We start from the raw sequence: 15,244 nt of genomic DNA on the forward strand, positions 1-15,244 counted from the left end.
ATCTTTCTCCTTATAAATAGAATTATCCATTAAGCGAATGATATATCATCACTTAATTTTTCTATATTTTTATCTTAACAAAAGTTTTTTATTTTACAAATTTATCTTTTATATTTTTCAGTATAAGTTTTGCTATTTCACATTTTGAAGATTTTGGAATATGCGTCTTGCTTCCATCAGAATAATATATATCTACTATATTAGTGTCCGATAAAAAGCCTGCTCCTTCCATAGATACGTTATTTGCTACTATCATATCAAGATTTTTCTTTTGTATCTTAGTTTTTGCATAGTTCTCAACATCTGTGGTTTCTGCCGCAAAGCCTACTAATATCTGATGTTTTTTATTTTCTCCCAACGTTTTTAATATGTCTTTAGTTCTTGTAAGTGCTATACTCATATCCGTATCTGATTTTTTTATTTTATTATCCGCCTTTTTTTGTGGAGTATAATCAGCTACAGCTGCCGCTTTTATTACTATATCTATATTATCATACATATTTACAACTTCATCATACATATCTTTTGCACTTCTTATTCTTACAAACTCTTTTATACCGTACGGCACGCTCAAATTTGTATGTCCTGATATTAATATGACATTTGCTCCCATAAGTGCAGATTCTTTTGCTATGGAATATCCCATTTTCCCACTTGAATTATTGGTTATATATCTTACAGGATCTATATCTTCTATAGTTGCTCCGGCTGTTACGAGTATATTTTTCCCTTCAAGCTCTTGCGTTTTGTTGAGTTCAAAATCTACAACTTCTATTATTGTTTCAACATCTGCAAGTTTTCCTTTGCCGATGTCCTTGCAGGCTAAAACTCCACTATCAGGTTCTATAAACAGTACGCCTCTTTTTATCAATTTTTCTATATTTTCAGTAGTTGCAGGATTATCATACATATTGGTATTCATTGCCGGTGCAATTATTATTTTACTTTTTGTCGCAAGTGCAACACTTGAGAGCATATCATCAGCTATTCCATTTGCAATTTTTGCTATTATATTTGCTGTTGCAGGTGCTATCAACAATATGTCAGCTTTTTTTGCAAGCTCAATATGATTTACTTCCCAATATTTGATGTCTTGAAACATATCTACATTGACCACATTGCTGCTCAATGTTTGAAATGTTAACGGATTTACAAATTTTACAGCATTATTTGTCATAATAACATCTATATTTATATCTTTTTTTACAAGTTTTGATGTTATGTCACAAGCTTTGTATGCTGCAATACTTCCTGTCACTCCTAAAACTATATTTTTCATATCTCGTCCTCTTTTATTTTATAAAAAATTATATCAATTATAAAATCAGCTTATACTAAAACCTATATAAATTATTTGTTTTTTCCAAGTGATATAAGTTATATCCTATATATTTTTTTGCTCTGTACTAATATATTGATTTTCACTAAATATACACAATTCTATTAGACTTTAAGTATTATACTATCATATAATTAAATAAACGATACAACAAAATATTATATCATCATAAATGCAAAAAGGAAACCTATATATTAAAGGTTTCCTTTTATAATCTAATTTATTTATTTTGTGTGTCTTGAGTTTTATTTTCTTCTGTTTGCGCCTGTTGTTCGTCTTTGTTGGCGTTATTATCTTCACCTGTTTGCTCTGTAGTTTCTTCTTTTTTATTTAATTCTACAGGTTTTATATCTTTTTCTGCATTTGCTATGGCGTCTTCGTGTTTTTCTATCTTAGCGTCTTTTTTCAAATTTTCAATATATTCCGAGAATTTTTGCTCTTGTAACATATTTTTTATATATTCTTTAGCTTTTGCTTTTTCTTCTTCTGTTTCACTCTTTTTGTCTGTTACTTTTACTATATGATAACCGAATTGTGTCTTAAAAGGTTTTGATATTTCTCCAACATTCATATTGAAAGCTACATCCGAAAATTCTTTAACCATTTCGCCTTTTGAAAAATAACCGAGATCTCCTCCTGAGTCTTTTGAGCCATCTTGAGAATATTGTTTAGCTAACTCTTCAAAACTCTCACCCGCTTGTATTTTCTCATAGATTTCATCTATTTTTTTCTTAGCTTCTTCTTGTTTTTCTGCTGACATATCACTACCGTTTTCTGTAGTAAGAATTATTATATGAGATGCCTTTACTTTTTCGCTGCTGTATTCTGATTTATGCTCTTCATAATATTTGTCAACTTCTTCTTGTGTGACTTCATTTTCTTTTGAATATTTATCTTGTAATGCCATTTTTACAACGTCTTCTTGTATCATAGATTTTATAAAATTATCGTCTATTTTATTATCTTCATAATATTTCTTTAACGTTTCATTTTCATCTATGCTTTTCTTTGATTGCTCAAAATATTCGTTTACTTTACTCTCATCTGCTGTTACTGACTGTTTCTTTGCTTCTTGTGATATAATCTTGTCATCTATAACCTTATTTAATATCTCTCCTTTAAAGTGTTGTAATATTGTTTCATCAGTATTTGGAGCTTTTTCTTTCCAAATATCTTCTCCATAAATACTATCTAATTGAAATTTAAACACTTCCAATTTTTTAAGATATTCTTCGTATGGTATGTCTTCTCCGTTAACTGTTGCTACCGATTTACCTACACTTGTAGACTTACAAGCTGTAAACAACATCACAGATGCTATAACTACACTGAGCAGCTTAAAATATTTTTTCATTTTCACACTCCTATTTTTATTATGCTAATTGATGAATAAAAATTGATTTATAATAAAATACAAAATCAATTATTTATTGTAATAACATATTTTAGATATTTTCCAATGTTAATAATAAAATTAATGATTTATTTTTTATATTATATACTATTTTTCTTTAAAAAAGTTTAAATTAATAATACAAAAAATTTACAAAAATTTTCTCATGAATTCTATGATTTCTTTTAACATTTGATCTTCTTTTACAGTCTTTAAAGTTTGTATAAATTTTTGAGTTTTAGTTTCATATACTATGTTTCTATTTTTTTGACTTATCTTTACAACTCTAATTTTTTCTCCAAGTGAGCGTATGCTTGAAATTTTAAGTAAATTTTCAACTTCTTGCGGTATGTCTGAAAATCTGTCTTCTATTTCTGCTTGAATATCAAAATAATCTTCTTTACTGTTTATTGATGCAATTTTTTTATAGATTTCCATTTTTTGTATTTCATCTTCTATATAGTCATCGGGAATATAGGCATTCACATTTAAATATACTTCTGTTGAAACTTTTTCTTCTACTGTTTTTCCTTTCAGTCTGTTAAAACTGTCATTCAACATCTTTATATATAAATCATATCCTACTTCTTCTATATGACCGTGTTGCACTTCACCAAGTATATTGCCTGAGCCTCTTATCTCCAAATCCATCATAGCAACTCTGAATCCACTTCCAAATTCTGTAAACTCTCTTATTGCTTTCAATCTTTTTTGTGCTATTTCAGTAAGCACTTTATCTTTTTCATACATTAGATATGCATAAGCTTGCCTTGATGAGCGTCCTACTCTTCCTCTTAATTGATATAATTGTGATAATCCCATCTTATCAGCATTATATACTATTATAGTATTGGCATTTGATATGTCCATACCTGTTTCAATTATAGTGGTACAAAGCAATACGTCATATTTTTTTTCAAGATAGTCCATCATTATATCTTCCAATGCTATTGCACTCATCTGACCATGTGCTATTGCTATCCTTGCTGAAGGCACTAATTTCTGTATAAAATTATACATTTTATCAATATTTTCTATAGAATTGTATACAAAAAATACTTGACCGTTTCTTGCCATTTCTCGCTCTATTGCATCTAATATTATACCTTCTCTTGCCTCTGTAACATATGTTATTACAGGGTACCTGTCATTTGGAGGTTCTTCAAGCACTGACATATCTCTTATACCGGAAAGCGACATATTCAATGTTCTTGGTATAGGTGTTGCTGTAAGCGTAAGAACATCTATATTTGACTTCATCTGTTTTATTTTTTCTTTATGCTTTACTCCGAATCTTTGCTCTTCATCTATTACAAGCATCCCTATATTTTTAAATTCAACGTCTTTTGAAAGAAGTCTATGTGTTCCGATTACTACATCCACTTCTCCATTTTTTATTTTTTCTACTGTTTTTTCCTGTTCTTTTTTAGTTTTAAATCTGCTCAGTACGTCTACATTTATAGGATAGTTTTCAAATCTATCGCTCAAAGTCTTGTAATGCTGTTGTGCCAAAATAGTAGTCGGAACTAAAAACGCAACTTGTTTTTGATCCATACAGGCTTTGAAAATACCTCTTAATGCCACTTCTGTTTTTCCGTATCCAACATCCCCACAAATCAATCTGTCCATAGGTCTTATATTTTCCATATCTCTTTTTATGTCTTTTATAGACTTTAACTGATCTTGTGTTTCCTCAAATGGAAAAAGTGCTTCAAACTCTCTTTGCCATACTGTATCTTTTGAAAAAGCATATCCCTTTTGATTTTCTCTTTCTGCATAAAGTTCTATAAGATATTTTGCTATCTCATCAACAGCTTTTTTTGCTTTTTGCTTTTGCTTTTTCCATTGGTTTGAACCCAGTTGTGTAAGACTTATTCTATCACTTGCATTCCCTATATACCTTTGAACTCTATCCATTTGGGATATTGGCACATATATAAAATCTCCACCTTTGTAAGAAACTTTTATATAGTCTTTTTTTATACCATCATTTTCCTTTTGCTCTATACCTATAAACTTTCCTATTCCATAAACTTCATGTACTACTATATCGCCTTTTTTTAAATCTGCAAAGCCCTTCAGTCTTTCAGATTTTATATTTTTCCTCTTTCTTGGTGTACTTAGCTTTGACAATCTAAAAAATATATCATTATTTGTTATAAACACAAAATTTGCTTTTTTTAATATAAGTCCTTGAGTTTTATTATCTTTTAAAATAAATACGTCTGATGATTCTATATCAAATTTATCACTGTTTATATATTTTGCCGATATATCACTTGATTCCAATTCCGAAATTATATTTTTTATAACTTTCTCTTCTTGCAAAAGTATAACTATCTTATATTTTCTATCTTTATAAGTATTTATGTCTACTATAAGTTGATTGATGTCTCCTCTATATTTTGGTGCACTTTGTACATCAAAATTAAATATAGCTTTCGTTTTTATCTTTTTAATGTTTCCTGTTACTTCTGATGTAAGTATGAGTTTATAGTCATATATTTTTTGCATTATGCTGTCTTTGTCTATAAAAATATTATCTTGACCTTTTAATGCAAAGCCTCTTTCCAAAGAACTTTTATAGTTTTCAAAAAACTCGTAATATATATTATCAATTTTTTCAAAAACCCTATTAGGTTCACTTAATACTATATTACAATTTTTATCTATAAACTGTAAGATACTCAAATCTTTTTCTTCATACAAAAAGCCTATATATTTTTCTAAACCTTTAAAATATGTCTTAGATTGTATTTTTTCTATATCAATTCTTATATCTTCACTTGTATTATCTTTTAGAAGATTTTCTATATTTTTTAAAGACTTGTCTATATTTTCAGGATATATATATTCTCTTGCAGGTATTATTATAACTTTTTCCGCTTTATCAATGGATACCTGTGAATATAGATCGAATATTCTTATAGAGTCAACTTCATCGTCAAAAAATTCTATTCTTACAGGATTACTGAAATCAGGAGGAAATATATCTATTATAGAACCTCTGAGCGAAAACTGTCCTTTTGATTCTATCTTCCTTACCCTGTCATATCCTGCAATCACCAGTTTTTTTGTCAATTCATATATATCTATATTGGAAGAAATTTTTATATCTATTATATTTTTTTCATAATATTTTTTAGGCATATATTTTCTAAGTAGCGACGCTATGCTTAGAATTAATATATCATAGTCATTATCATATATTTTCTTCAAGCAACTTATTCTTTGAAACTCATTATCTCTATTTATCGCATCTATTTGATAAAATTTCAACTCATCGCTTTGAAGTATGATTATTTTAGAACTATTATATCTAAGCAATTCTCTATATATGTCTTGTGCTACTATATCACTTGGTGTTATGAATATTACCTTCTGTTTATGAGCGCTATATATATAATCCAAAAAAAATGGTATGCTCTCAGTTGATATTCCATTTAATAGAATCGGAGTGTTTCTTTCAGATATAGCTCTATCCATCTGTATAAATTCATCTGTTTCAGATAGATAATTCAAAAATTTATCCAAAATATAACCTCCTTACTTTATATTGTATTTATTCATAGACTTATCCAAACCCTTCTCTATTGCATAAAGACACGCTTCACTGCATTTATCAAGTACATCTGATAGAATATTCGTCTCTTCGCTTGTAAAATTAGATAGTACATATGAGGCTAAATCCATATATTGCGGTGGTTTTGACACGCCTATTCTAAATCTTGGAAAATCATCATATCCAAGTAAATATATTATATTTTTCATTCCATTATGAGTTCCGGAGCTGCCTTTTTGCCTTATTCTCAACTTTCCCACATCAATATCTATATCATCATAAAGCACAAACAGATTTTGATGCTCTACTTTATAAAAACTCATTATTTGTTGCACTGATTCACCGCTTAAATTCATAAATGTCTGTGGTTTTACAAGTATAATCTTTTCACCTTTATACTGTCCTTCTCCTATCAGTGCCTTGAACTTTATTTTATCTACTTTTATATTCAACTTCTTAGACAATATATCTATTGCCATAAAGCCAACATTATGTTTTGTATTTTGATATTTCAAGCCCGGATTTCCAAGCCCTACAATAATATACATACTTCCTCTTTCTTATGAAAAAATTGCACTTATAGGTTGATTGCTGAATATTCTTGATATTGCTTGTGAAAATATAGGCGCAACTGATTCTATTTTTATTTTATCTATTTTTTTCTTTTCAGGTAATTCTATAGTATCAAGTACCATCACTTCTTTTATAGGAGAGTTTTGTATCCTTGATATTGCTTCTCCTGATAATACAGGGTGTGTACAACAAGCATAAATATCTTTTGCTCCGAAACCTTCAAGTGCATTCGCACCGTTTACAAGAGTACCTGCTGTATCTATCATATCATCTACTATTATTACATTTTTATCTTTAACATCACCGATTATATTAAGCACTTCACATACGTTTGCTCTCGGTCTTCTTTTATCTATTATAGCTATGCCTACTCCCAAACTGTCAGCAAATTTTCTTGCTCTTGTTACGCTTCCAAGATCCGGTGAAACTATAACTACATCATCTCTACCATAAAATCTACTTTTATAAGCTTTTGCAAGTATAGGTTCGCCCAATAAATGATCTACCGGTATATCAAAATATCCTTGTATCTGTGCTGCGTGCAAATCCATAGTTACAACTCTGTCTGCTCCGGCAGCAGTTATTAGATTAGCTACAAGTTTAGCTGTAATAGGGTCTCTTGATTTTGCTTTTCTATCTTGTCTTGCATATCCATAATATGGAATAACAGCATTTATTCTTCCGGCTGATGCTCTTCTAAATGCATCTATCATTATCAAAAGCTCCATCAAATTAGTATCCACAGGCTCTGATGTTGATTGAATTATATAAATATCCTTACCTCTTACAGATTCTAATATATTTACAGCTATTTCTCCGTCACTGAATTTTTTGACTTCAATTTGCCCCAACTCTACACCTACACCTTTAGCAATTTTAGATGCAAGGCTTATATTAGAATTACCTGCAAAAATTTTAATTTCACTACCACTCGTGTTCATCTAATTTTCCTCCAAGAAATAAATAAAAAAAAGTCTATAAACAACAAATTTACAACACAAAGAGAATATACTCATAAAAAATATAAGTATATTCTTCTTTTATCAGTCTATAAAAATTTGTTTATAATTTTTTCATATTAAAATTATAAAGATAATTATAACAGATTTTATAAATTAAATCATTAAAATATTTAAAAATAATTTTTTTATAACTTAGTTTTTAATCCAAAAGTTTTTTCTTAGCAGTCCATCCTGCTTTTATAACTTGTCTTGCCCTTGCTATACATAAACTGTTTGCGGGCACATTATCCGTAACAGTCGAACCTGTAGCTACATATCCCTTTTCTTCTATTGTAACAGGCGCTACAAGATTTGAATTCGAGCCTATAAAAGCATTGTCTTTTACTATAGAGCGATTTTTATGTTTTCCGTCATAATTGACAAATACAACTCCACAACCTATATTGACATTATCTCCTATATCTCCGTCACCCACATAAGCTAAATGTGACGCCTTACTGTTATTGCCCATAATAGAATTTTTAACTTCGACAAAGTTACCTATTTTAACCTTCTTACCTAATTTTGATTTCGGTCTTAGATGTGCATATGGTCCTATAGTTGTTTTTTCATCGACATAGCTTTCCTCTAAGAATGATGTTCTTATAGTAACATTGTCTTTTATAACTGTATCCACTATTTCATTACCTGCATACAATATACAGTTATTCCCTATGTCAGTTTTACCCCTCAATATATTGTTAGGATAAATTATAGTATCTCTTCCAATTACTACATCTTTTTCTATATATATACTCTCCGGAGATATGAGAGTAACTCCATTGTCCATATGGAAACTGTTTATTCTTTTGCTCATAACTTTTCTTGCATCTTCTAATTGAGTTCTTGAATTTACTCCCATTATTTCATCTTGCTCTATGAAAAAAGTCGATATTTTGTTTCCGTTGTTTTTTAATATCTCAAATAAATCTGTAAGATAGTATTCTTTTTGATTGTTGTTGTTAGTTATCTTATTTATATTTTCTTTTATAAGTTTGCCTGAGATATAAGACATTCCTGAGTTTATTTCTCTTATCAATTTTTCTTCATCGTTGGCGTCTTTTTGCTCTACTATTTTAACAAAATCTCCATTTATATCTTTAACTATTCTACCATAACCAAACGGATTATCCACCATACTTGTAAGTATTGTTACAGGTGTATCATCTTTTTTATCTTCTATAAGTTTTTTTATTGTAGACGCTTGTATAAGTGGAGTATCTCCATATAAAATAAGTACATCATCATTTTCATTTATATTTTTCTCTGCTAAAATTACAGCATGACCTGTTCCTAACTGCTCATCCTGATGAACATATTCAACTTTATCTTTAAAATATGACTCTATTTGTTCTTTAGCATGACCTACTATAAAGATAGGTTTTTTATCGGAAACCTCTTTAGCTATCTCATATACATACTCTATCATAGGTTTACCCATGATTTCATGCATAACTTTTGACTTTTCAGATTTCATCCTTGTGCCTTTTCCTGCACAAAGCACTACTACTTGTAAACTCATTTTTATCTCCTAAAATTATGTTTATTTTTTATAAATTAAATTCTTTCAAAATATAATCTATTCCAACAATAGACTTTGCATCTATTATTCCTAACTCATCAAATCTTTCTTTTATAAGATCAAGAGATACTTCCATGGTAGAAAACGTACTGCAAACATTGACATCTTTCACCTTTCTTACATCAGTCACATACATATACACTTTTTCATCCGAATAAGCTATACTTGGATAAAAACTGTATACATTTTTGATATTGTCCACTTCATAACCAAGTTCTTCCAACATTTCGTTTTTTATAACATCCAAATGATTTTCGTTAGAATCTATTCTTTTTGACGGTAATTCAGTTGAATATTCATCTATTGATTTTCTATATATTTTATTCAATACAAGCTTTCTATCTTCTGTTAATGCTATTAACAATATAGTTCCGGGGTGCTCAATAAGTTCTCTTTGTGAATATCCCTTCGCTTTTTCTACTGTAAGCACTTTCAATGAAATATACTTTCCTGTATATATCTCTTTTTGAGATACAATATTTTCTGCTTTTTCTATCTTGTTACTATCGCTCAACATATTCACCTTGAATTTTTGCTAAGAAGTTCTTTGGCATGCTCCAAAGATTTTATGGAATCTGTACTTGCGTCCATCATCTTAGCTATTTCAACTATCCTTTCTTTTTCTGACAAAATTTTTGCCTTTGTTAGTGTGTTATCATCTTCTTCTGTCTTAAATACTTCTATATGATTTTGTGCATACGATGCAATCTGCCCTTGATGTGTTATACAAAGCACTTGTCTCACTCTTGAAATATCTTTAAGTTTTTTTCCAACCTTTTCACTTGCAAGCCCACTTATTCCTGTATCTATCTCGTCAAATACCATAGTCTTTTCAAATTCTGAAGATATTACATTTTTAAGTGCAAGCATAAATCTTGAGATTTCTCCACCTGATGCAATTTTTGAAAAAGGTTTTGTATCTTCCCCCTTATTAAATGAAATCAAAAATATTACATTATCATTGCCCTTATTGTTATATGTGTCTAAAGGACTTATATTAATATCAAACGCTACATTTTTCATACCTAATGTAGCAAGTTCATCTACTATAAGTTTTTCAAGCTCTGTTTTTTTCTCGGTTCTTATAGATGTTATATTTGCAGAAATATTTTTTAATTTTTCATCTAACTGTGACATTTGTCTTTTTATATCTTTTATCTTATCCTCATATTTTTCATAAAATTCTACTTCATCATAAGCATTTTGTAAATATTCCTTCAGTTTGTCGTAGCCTTGTGCATATTTTGAATATATTCTGTTTATTTCATCATATCTGTCTTCTAATATAGTCTTTCTGTCTTCGTCAAAGTCATATCTGCCGAGATTATCCCTAACTTCATAAGATAGTTCTTCTATATTATAATATTCGTCATTTAGCTTTTCACTTATAGATTTGAGATTATCGTCCAAATCCGAAAAATTTTCAAACTCTTGCATATAAATTCTAAGTACTTTAAGAATATTATTAGTTTTCCCGTAAAGCTCCTCATAAAGTCCATTCATACATTTTGATATTTTAACAGATTTATCCATTATTTCAAGTCTATCTTCTATATTTTTATCTTCACCTTTTTTCAGTTTCAACTCTTCTATTTCATTTATTTGATATTTAAGCAGCTCAAGCTCTCTTTTGTTTTTTTCTTTGTCATAGTTGGAATACATATCCTCATACTCTTTGCTAAGCTTTATGTATGAAGAGTATATGCTGATATATTCCTTAAACTGTTTCATTTTTCTAATACCTATATATGAATCAAGTATATTTATATGATTAGTCTCTTCAAGCTCGTTAAACTCATTTTGTCCATGTATATTTATCAAATATGAAGATATTTTTTTCAAAAAAGAAGTATTGACATTTTTGGAGTTTATCTTGCAAAGACTTCGTCCATCTGAGTATATCTCTCGTTTCAAAATTATAATATTGTCTTCTATATCAATGTTTTCTTCTTTCAACATATTTTCAAGAAGTTTTTTCATATTGTCTTTTATGAAAAATATAAGCTCTATTATCGATTTATTTGTACCTTTTCTAACAAATGTCTTATCCGCCCGTTTACCTATAGCAAATGATATAGCATCTATCATTATGGACTTTCCCGAGCCTGTTTCTCCTGTGAAAACTGTAAAGCCGTTTTCCATTTCCAACTCCAGTTTATCAATAAGTGCAAAGTTTTCTATATACAACTGTTTTAACATTATTCTCCTCCAAAAAACAGTTCATAGTCAATTTTCTTCATTAAACATAAGCTTTTTCATTTCAAAAGTGAAATTTATAAAAATTATCAAATCTATCACAATAAGTATACATTTGGGCATTATATCTTTTACAAATACCAATGAAACCCACAATATAGCAACTATTATAAGTGCATATATTATTACTGAAATAAATATCAACAATTTTTTTACAGCTTTTTTGTCAGAAACTTTATTTAAAAAAATTTCTATTATAATATCTACAATAATTTCTAAAATCTCCATAACAAACTCCATACCATTAATACAGTAAAAAGTGATTATAATATGTTAATTCAAACAAATACAATATACTGTAAATTATAAATTAATTTAAAAACTCTCAAAAATCTTTAGACTTACAGCATTTGCATATTGATAATTTAACAATTATTAATAATTATCTTAAATCTACTTATAACTTAATCAAGTTCATTATGAGAAGCATCCGCTGTCAAATCTATAAAACTATTATCAAACTCCACGTTTTCATCTGTAAAATATGCCAAATACTCTATATTGCCTTTTTGCCCTTTTATAGGAGAAAATGTGAGATTTTTTATATACATTTCATTTTCTATTCCGGCATCAATTATTTCTCTTATAACTCTTTTATGCACATTTATATCTCTTACTATTCCGTTTTTACCCACTTCTTCTCTCTTGCTCTCAAACTGCGGTTTTATCAGAGATATTACACAAAATCTGTCTTTTAAAAATTCTTTCAGTTTAGGAAATATTATTCTTAGCGATATAAAAGATACATCTATTACTGCAAAATCTATATCGTCAGAAACCTTATTTCTCTCCAAATATCTGAAATTTGTCCTTTCCATACAGACTACTTTTTCGTTTATGCGAAGTTTATAATCTAATTGACCATATCCTACATCAATACTATAAACTTTTTTTGCACCATTTTGCAACATACAGTCTGTAAATCCACCTGTAGATGCCCCTATATCCATACAAATTTTATCTTTTAAATCTATATCAAAAATTTTTATAGCTTTTTCCAATTTCAATCCGCCTCTACCTACATACGGAATAGCCTCATCTTTCAGTTTTATTTTACTGTTTTCATCTACAAGCATACCGGCTTTATCAGACAGTATATTATCAACAAAAACATTGCCTGCCATTATGTTCGCTTTTGCTTTTTCCCTCGACGGATATAGACCTTTTTCTACAAGAATTACGTCCAATCTTTTTTTCATAATAATTCATTACTCGCTTAATATTTATTTTATATTTTTAAAATTCTTAATTTAATAGCAATCACCATTAAAAATAAATATAATAGCAATTTTTATTTTACTTATTTTTTAATCAGTTAAAAAGTATAAAAGTATTACAACATTAGTTATTATAACATAAATTCTTCATTTTTTCTATTACTTGTATAAAATTAAAAGTTATATGCAATATCAGTATTATACAAAAAACAGCAAACCTTTGCGATTTACTGTTTTCTAAAATTATTTTGATTAATATATGCAATTTTGATAAAATATGATTAATAATTAATAGAGTTGTTCAACAGCTCAATTTTAAAAACTGCTAAAAGTAATTGTAAAAATTAATATTGGAAAAGCTATTTTTTAAATCTGAAATTTGATATATTTACAGTCACTGACGGCAGGTAATCAAACAAGTCCGTTTAAGTTTTATACTGTTATTAAAATCACTATTCTATTATTTTATTATCTCATATATTTTTTTACTTATAATTTCCGGTGTAAAGCCGTATCTTTCATATATTTTATCAACATTTCCATGGGAAATAGGCTCATCCGGGAATGAGAAAAATTTGAGTTTCGGATTTTGAGTTTTTTCTGCTACATAATCTGATATTATTGCTGAAAAACCTCCTGTTTTTATTCCGTCTTCCATTGTAAATATATATTTGTCATCTAATATACTGTCCATAATTTCATTATCTACAGGGCGTATTCTCCTCGCATTTATAACTTTTATATCCATATTATATTCTTTTTTTAGTAGTTCTTGTGCCTGCAAAGCTATATTAAGCATTTTCCCTGTCGCTAATATAGTAGAATCACCTTTATATGACAACTGCTCCCACGCTGTAACGTCTTGCTCGTTTTTATCAAAGCCCAAATTATATATTATTCCTCTTGGAAATCTTATCGCAACAGGACAGTTTTTTCCATATAATACATCTATCATTTTTTCCATTTCAATTGCATCTTTTGGAGAATATATTTCTATATTAGGCATACTTGACAAATAGCTTATATCATATAAACCGTTGTGCGTCTCTCCGTCTTCACCTACTATTCCGGCTCTGTCTATCAGAAAAGTAACAGGAAGATTCTGCATACAGACATCATGCAATATCTGATCATATGCTCTTTGCAAAAATGTTGAATATATAGCCACATAAGGTCTTATTCCTGATATTGCCATGCCCGCCGCCATTGTAACTGCATTTTCTTCTTCCATTCCCACATCTACAACTCTTTTTGGAAATTTTTTCTCAAGACAGTCAAGTCCTGTACCTTTTATCATTGCAGCCGCTATTGCAACAGTATCATCATATTTATTAAATATCTTCAGCAATGATTTACCTGCTATATCTGAAAATGTTTCCTTATTTGATACTTCTATCTTCTTTGTAAAATCAAACTTTCCTACTCCATGATATGTTGTTGGGTCATTTTCCGCAAATTCATATCCCTTCCCTTTTTTCGTTATTACATGAAGTATTTTAGGTCCTTTTATTTTTTTCATCTCTTTGAGTGCATTTACAACTTCAAAATAATTATGTCCATCGACAGGCCCATAGTAATTTATCCCAAATTCATTAAATAACGCTCCCGGCACTGTTATATTTTTTATATTGTCTTTTACATTTTTTATTACATTTACTGCATTTTCACCTATAAAAGGCAAAGATGATATAGTTCCTCTTACATTTTTTGACAGACGTCTATATTTTTCATTTACTCTCAACTTACTTAAATGTTTTGCTATTCCGCCTACGCTCTTATCAATAGACATTTCATTGTCATTCAAAATTATGAGCATATCAAGCTTAGAATGCCCCAAAAAATTTATTCCTTCCAATGCAAGACCACTGCATATTGAACTGTCTCCTATAAGAGATATGACATTATAGTCCTTATTCTGCAAATCTCTTGTCATAGCCATACCTATTCCGGCCGATATAGATGTAGAGCTGTGTCCTGTATTAAAAGGATCGTGTATGCTCTCAGAAGTTTTCGGAAAACCGCTCATACCGTCAAGCTGTCTTAATGTATCAAACTTTTCTTTTCGTCCTGTCAATATTTTATGAACATAACTTTGATGCCCTACATCAAATATCACCCTGTCAACAGAGGTATCATATACACTATGTATTGCCATAGTAAGTTCCACTACGCCCAAATTAGATGACAGATGCCCTCCTGTCTTTGATACTTTATTTACCAAAAACTTTCTTATATCCCTGGCAAGAAATACCATTTCATCTTCTCTTATATTTTTTATGTCCTGTGCATCTTTTATTCTATCCAGATATTTATACATTTTT

Annotated in this window: 11 protein-coding genes; all 11 read right to left on the reverse strand. The window is 29.1% G+C overall.

Annotated features, from left to right (window positions below):
* Nucleotides 1-88: 88 nt before the first annotated feature.
* A complete protein-coding gene (gene coaBC, locus HMPREF9630_RS02855; RefSeq protein WP_009527031.1) occupies nt 89-1,279 on the reverse strand; it encodes a bifunctional phosphopantothenoylcysteine decarboxylase/phosphopantothenate--cysteine ligase CoaBC in 1,191 nt (396 codons plus the stop codon).
* Nucleotides 1,280-1,559: 280 nt separating this feature from the next.
* Nucleotides 1,560-2,693, reverse strand: coding sequence for a peptidylprolyl isomerase (locus HMPREF9630_RS02860; protein ID WP_009527032.1), 1,134 nt, complete (start codon nt 2,691-2,693; stop codon nt 1,560-1,562).
* Between the two features lie 189 nt (nt 2,694-2,882).
* The gene (mfd, locus tag HMPREF9630_RS02865) at nt 2,883-6,266 is read right to left on the reverse strand and encodes a transcription-repair coupling factor (protein WP_009527033.1); all 3,384 of its coding nucleotides are present in this window, start codon (nt 6,264-6,266) and stop codon (nt 2,883-2,885) included.
* A gap of 12 nt (nt 6,267-6,278) precedes the next feature.
* A complete protein-coding gene (gene pth / locus HMPREF9630_RS02870; RefSeq protein ID WP_009527034.1) occupies nt 6,279-6,842 on the reverse strand; it encodes an aminoacyl-tRNA hydrolase in 564 nt (187 codons plus the stop codon).
* Between the two features lie 12 nt (nt 6,843-6,854).
* Nucleotides 6,855-7,808 carry a ribose-phosphate diphosphokinase gene (locus tag HMPREF9630_RS02875; protein ID WP_009527035.1) on the reverse strand — a complete coding sequence of 318 codons (954 nt, stop codon included), beginning with the start codon at nt 7,806-7,808 and terminating at the stop codon, nt 6,855-6,857.
* 220 nt (nt 7,809-8,028) lie between these two features.
* Entirely contained in the window at nt 8,029-9,390 is a 1,362-nt protein-coding gene (gene glmU / locus HMPREF9630_RS02880; RefSeq protein WP_009527036.1) for a bifunctional UDP-N-acetylglucosamine diphosphorylase/glucosamine-1-phosphate N-acetyltransferase GlmU, read from the reverse strand.
* A 28-nt stretch (nt 9,391-9,418) separates the two neighbouring features.
* The gene (locus tag HMPREF9630_RS02885) at nt 9,419-9,967 is read right to left on the reverse strand and encodes an NUDIX hydrolase (RefSeq protein WP_009525337.1); all 549 of its coding nucleotides are present in this window, start codon (nt 9,965-9,967) and stop codon (nt 9,419-9,421) included.
* A gap of 2 nt (nt 9,968-9,969) precedes the next feature.
* Nucleotides 9,970-11,649, reverse strand: coding sequence for a DNA repair protein RecN (recN, locus tag HMPREF9630_RS02890; RefSeq protein WP_009527037.1), 1,680 nt, complete (start codon nt 11,647-11,649; stop codon nt 9,970-9,972).
* Between the two features lie 27 nt (nt 11,650-11,676).
* Nucleotides 11,677-11,934: a hypothetical protein gene (locus HMPREF9630_RS02895; RefSeq protein WP_009525339.1), complete on the reverse strand. Its 258-nt coding sequence runs from the start codon at nt 11,932-11,934 to the stop codon at nt 11,677-11,679.
* A gap of 176 nt (nt 11,935-12,110) precedes the next feature.
* Nucleotides 12,111-12,905, reverse strand: a complete 795-nt coding sequence (locus tag HMPREF9630_RS02900; RefSeq protein WP_009527038.1) for a TlyA family RNA methyltransferase — start codon at nt 12,903-12,905, stop codon at nt 12,111-12,113.
* Nucleotides 12,906-13,383: 478 nt separating this feature from the next.
* Complete coding sequence (dxs, locus tag HMPREF9630_RS02905; protein ID WP_009527039.1) at nt 13,384-15,240, reverse strand: 1-deoxy-D-xylulose-5-phosphate synthase; 1,857 nt, start codon at nt 15,238-15,240, stop codon at nt 13,384-13,386.
* Nucleotides 15,241-15,244 lie beyond the last annotated feature (4 nt).

Source organism: Peptoanaerobacter stomatis (genome assembly GCF_000238095.2).
In the GTDB taxonomy this organism is placed as follows: Bacteria; Bacillota; Clostridia; order Peptostreptococcales; family Filifactoraceae; genus Peptoanaerobacter; species Peptoanaerobacter stomatis_A.

What these genes read in the sequence shown, in the direction of transcription:
- HMPREF9630_RS02900 (WP_009527038.1), bottom strand. Translation starts at nt 12,905, where the DNA reads ATGAAAAAAAGATTGGACGTAATTCTTGTAGAAAAAGGTCTATATCCG.
- glmU (WP_009527036.1), bottom strand. Translation starts at nt 9,390, where the DNA reads ATGAGTTTACAAGTAGTAGTGCTTTGTGCAGGAAAAGGCACAAGGATG.
- coaBC (WP_009527031.1), bottom strand. Translation starts at nt 1,279, where the DNA reads ATGAAAAATATAGTTTTAGGAGTGACAGGAAGTATTGCAGCATACAAA.
- HMPREF9630_RS02895 (WP_009525339.1), bottom strand. Translation starts at nt 11,934, where the DNA reads ATGGAGATTTTAGAAATTATTGTAGATATTATAATAGAAATTTTTTTA.
- dxs (WP_009527039.1), bottom strand. Translation starts at nt 15,240, where the DNA reads ATGTATAAATATCTGGATAGAATAAAAGATGCACAGGACATAAAAAAT.
- recN (WP_009527037.1), bottom strand. Translation starts at nt 11,649, where the DNA reads ATGTTAAAACAGTTGTATATAGAAAACTTTGCACTTATTGATAAACTG.
- HMPREF9630_RS02875 (WP_009527035.1), bottom strand. Translation starts at nt 7,808, where the DNA reads ATGAACACGAGTGGTAGTGAAATTAAAATTTTTGCAGGTAATTCTAAT.
- HMPREF9630_RS02885 (WP_009525337.1), bottom strand. Translation starts at nt 9,967, where the DNA reads ATGTTGAGCGATAGTAACAAGATAGAAAAAGCAGAAAATATTGTATCT.
- pth (WP_009527034.1), bottom strand. Translation starts at nt 6,842, where the DNA reads ATGTATATTATTGTAGGGCTTGGAAATCCGGGCTTGAAATATCAAAAT.
- HMPREF9630_RS02860 (WP_009527032.1), bottom strand. Translation starts at nt 2,693, where the DNA reads ATGAAAAAATATTTTAAGCTGCTCAGTGTAGTTATAGCATCTGTGATG.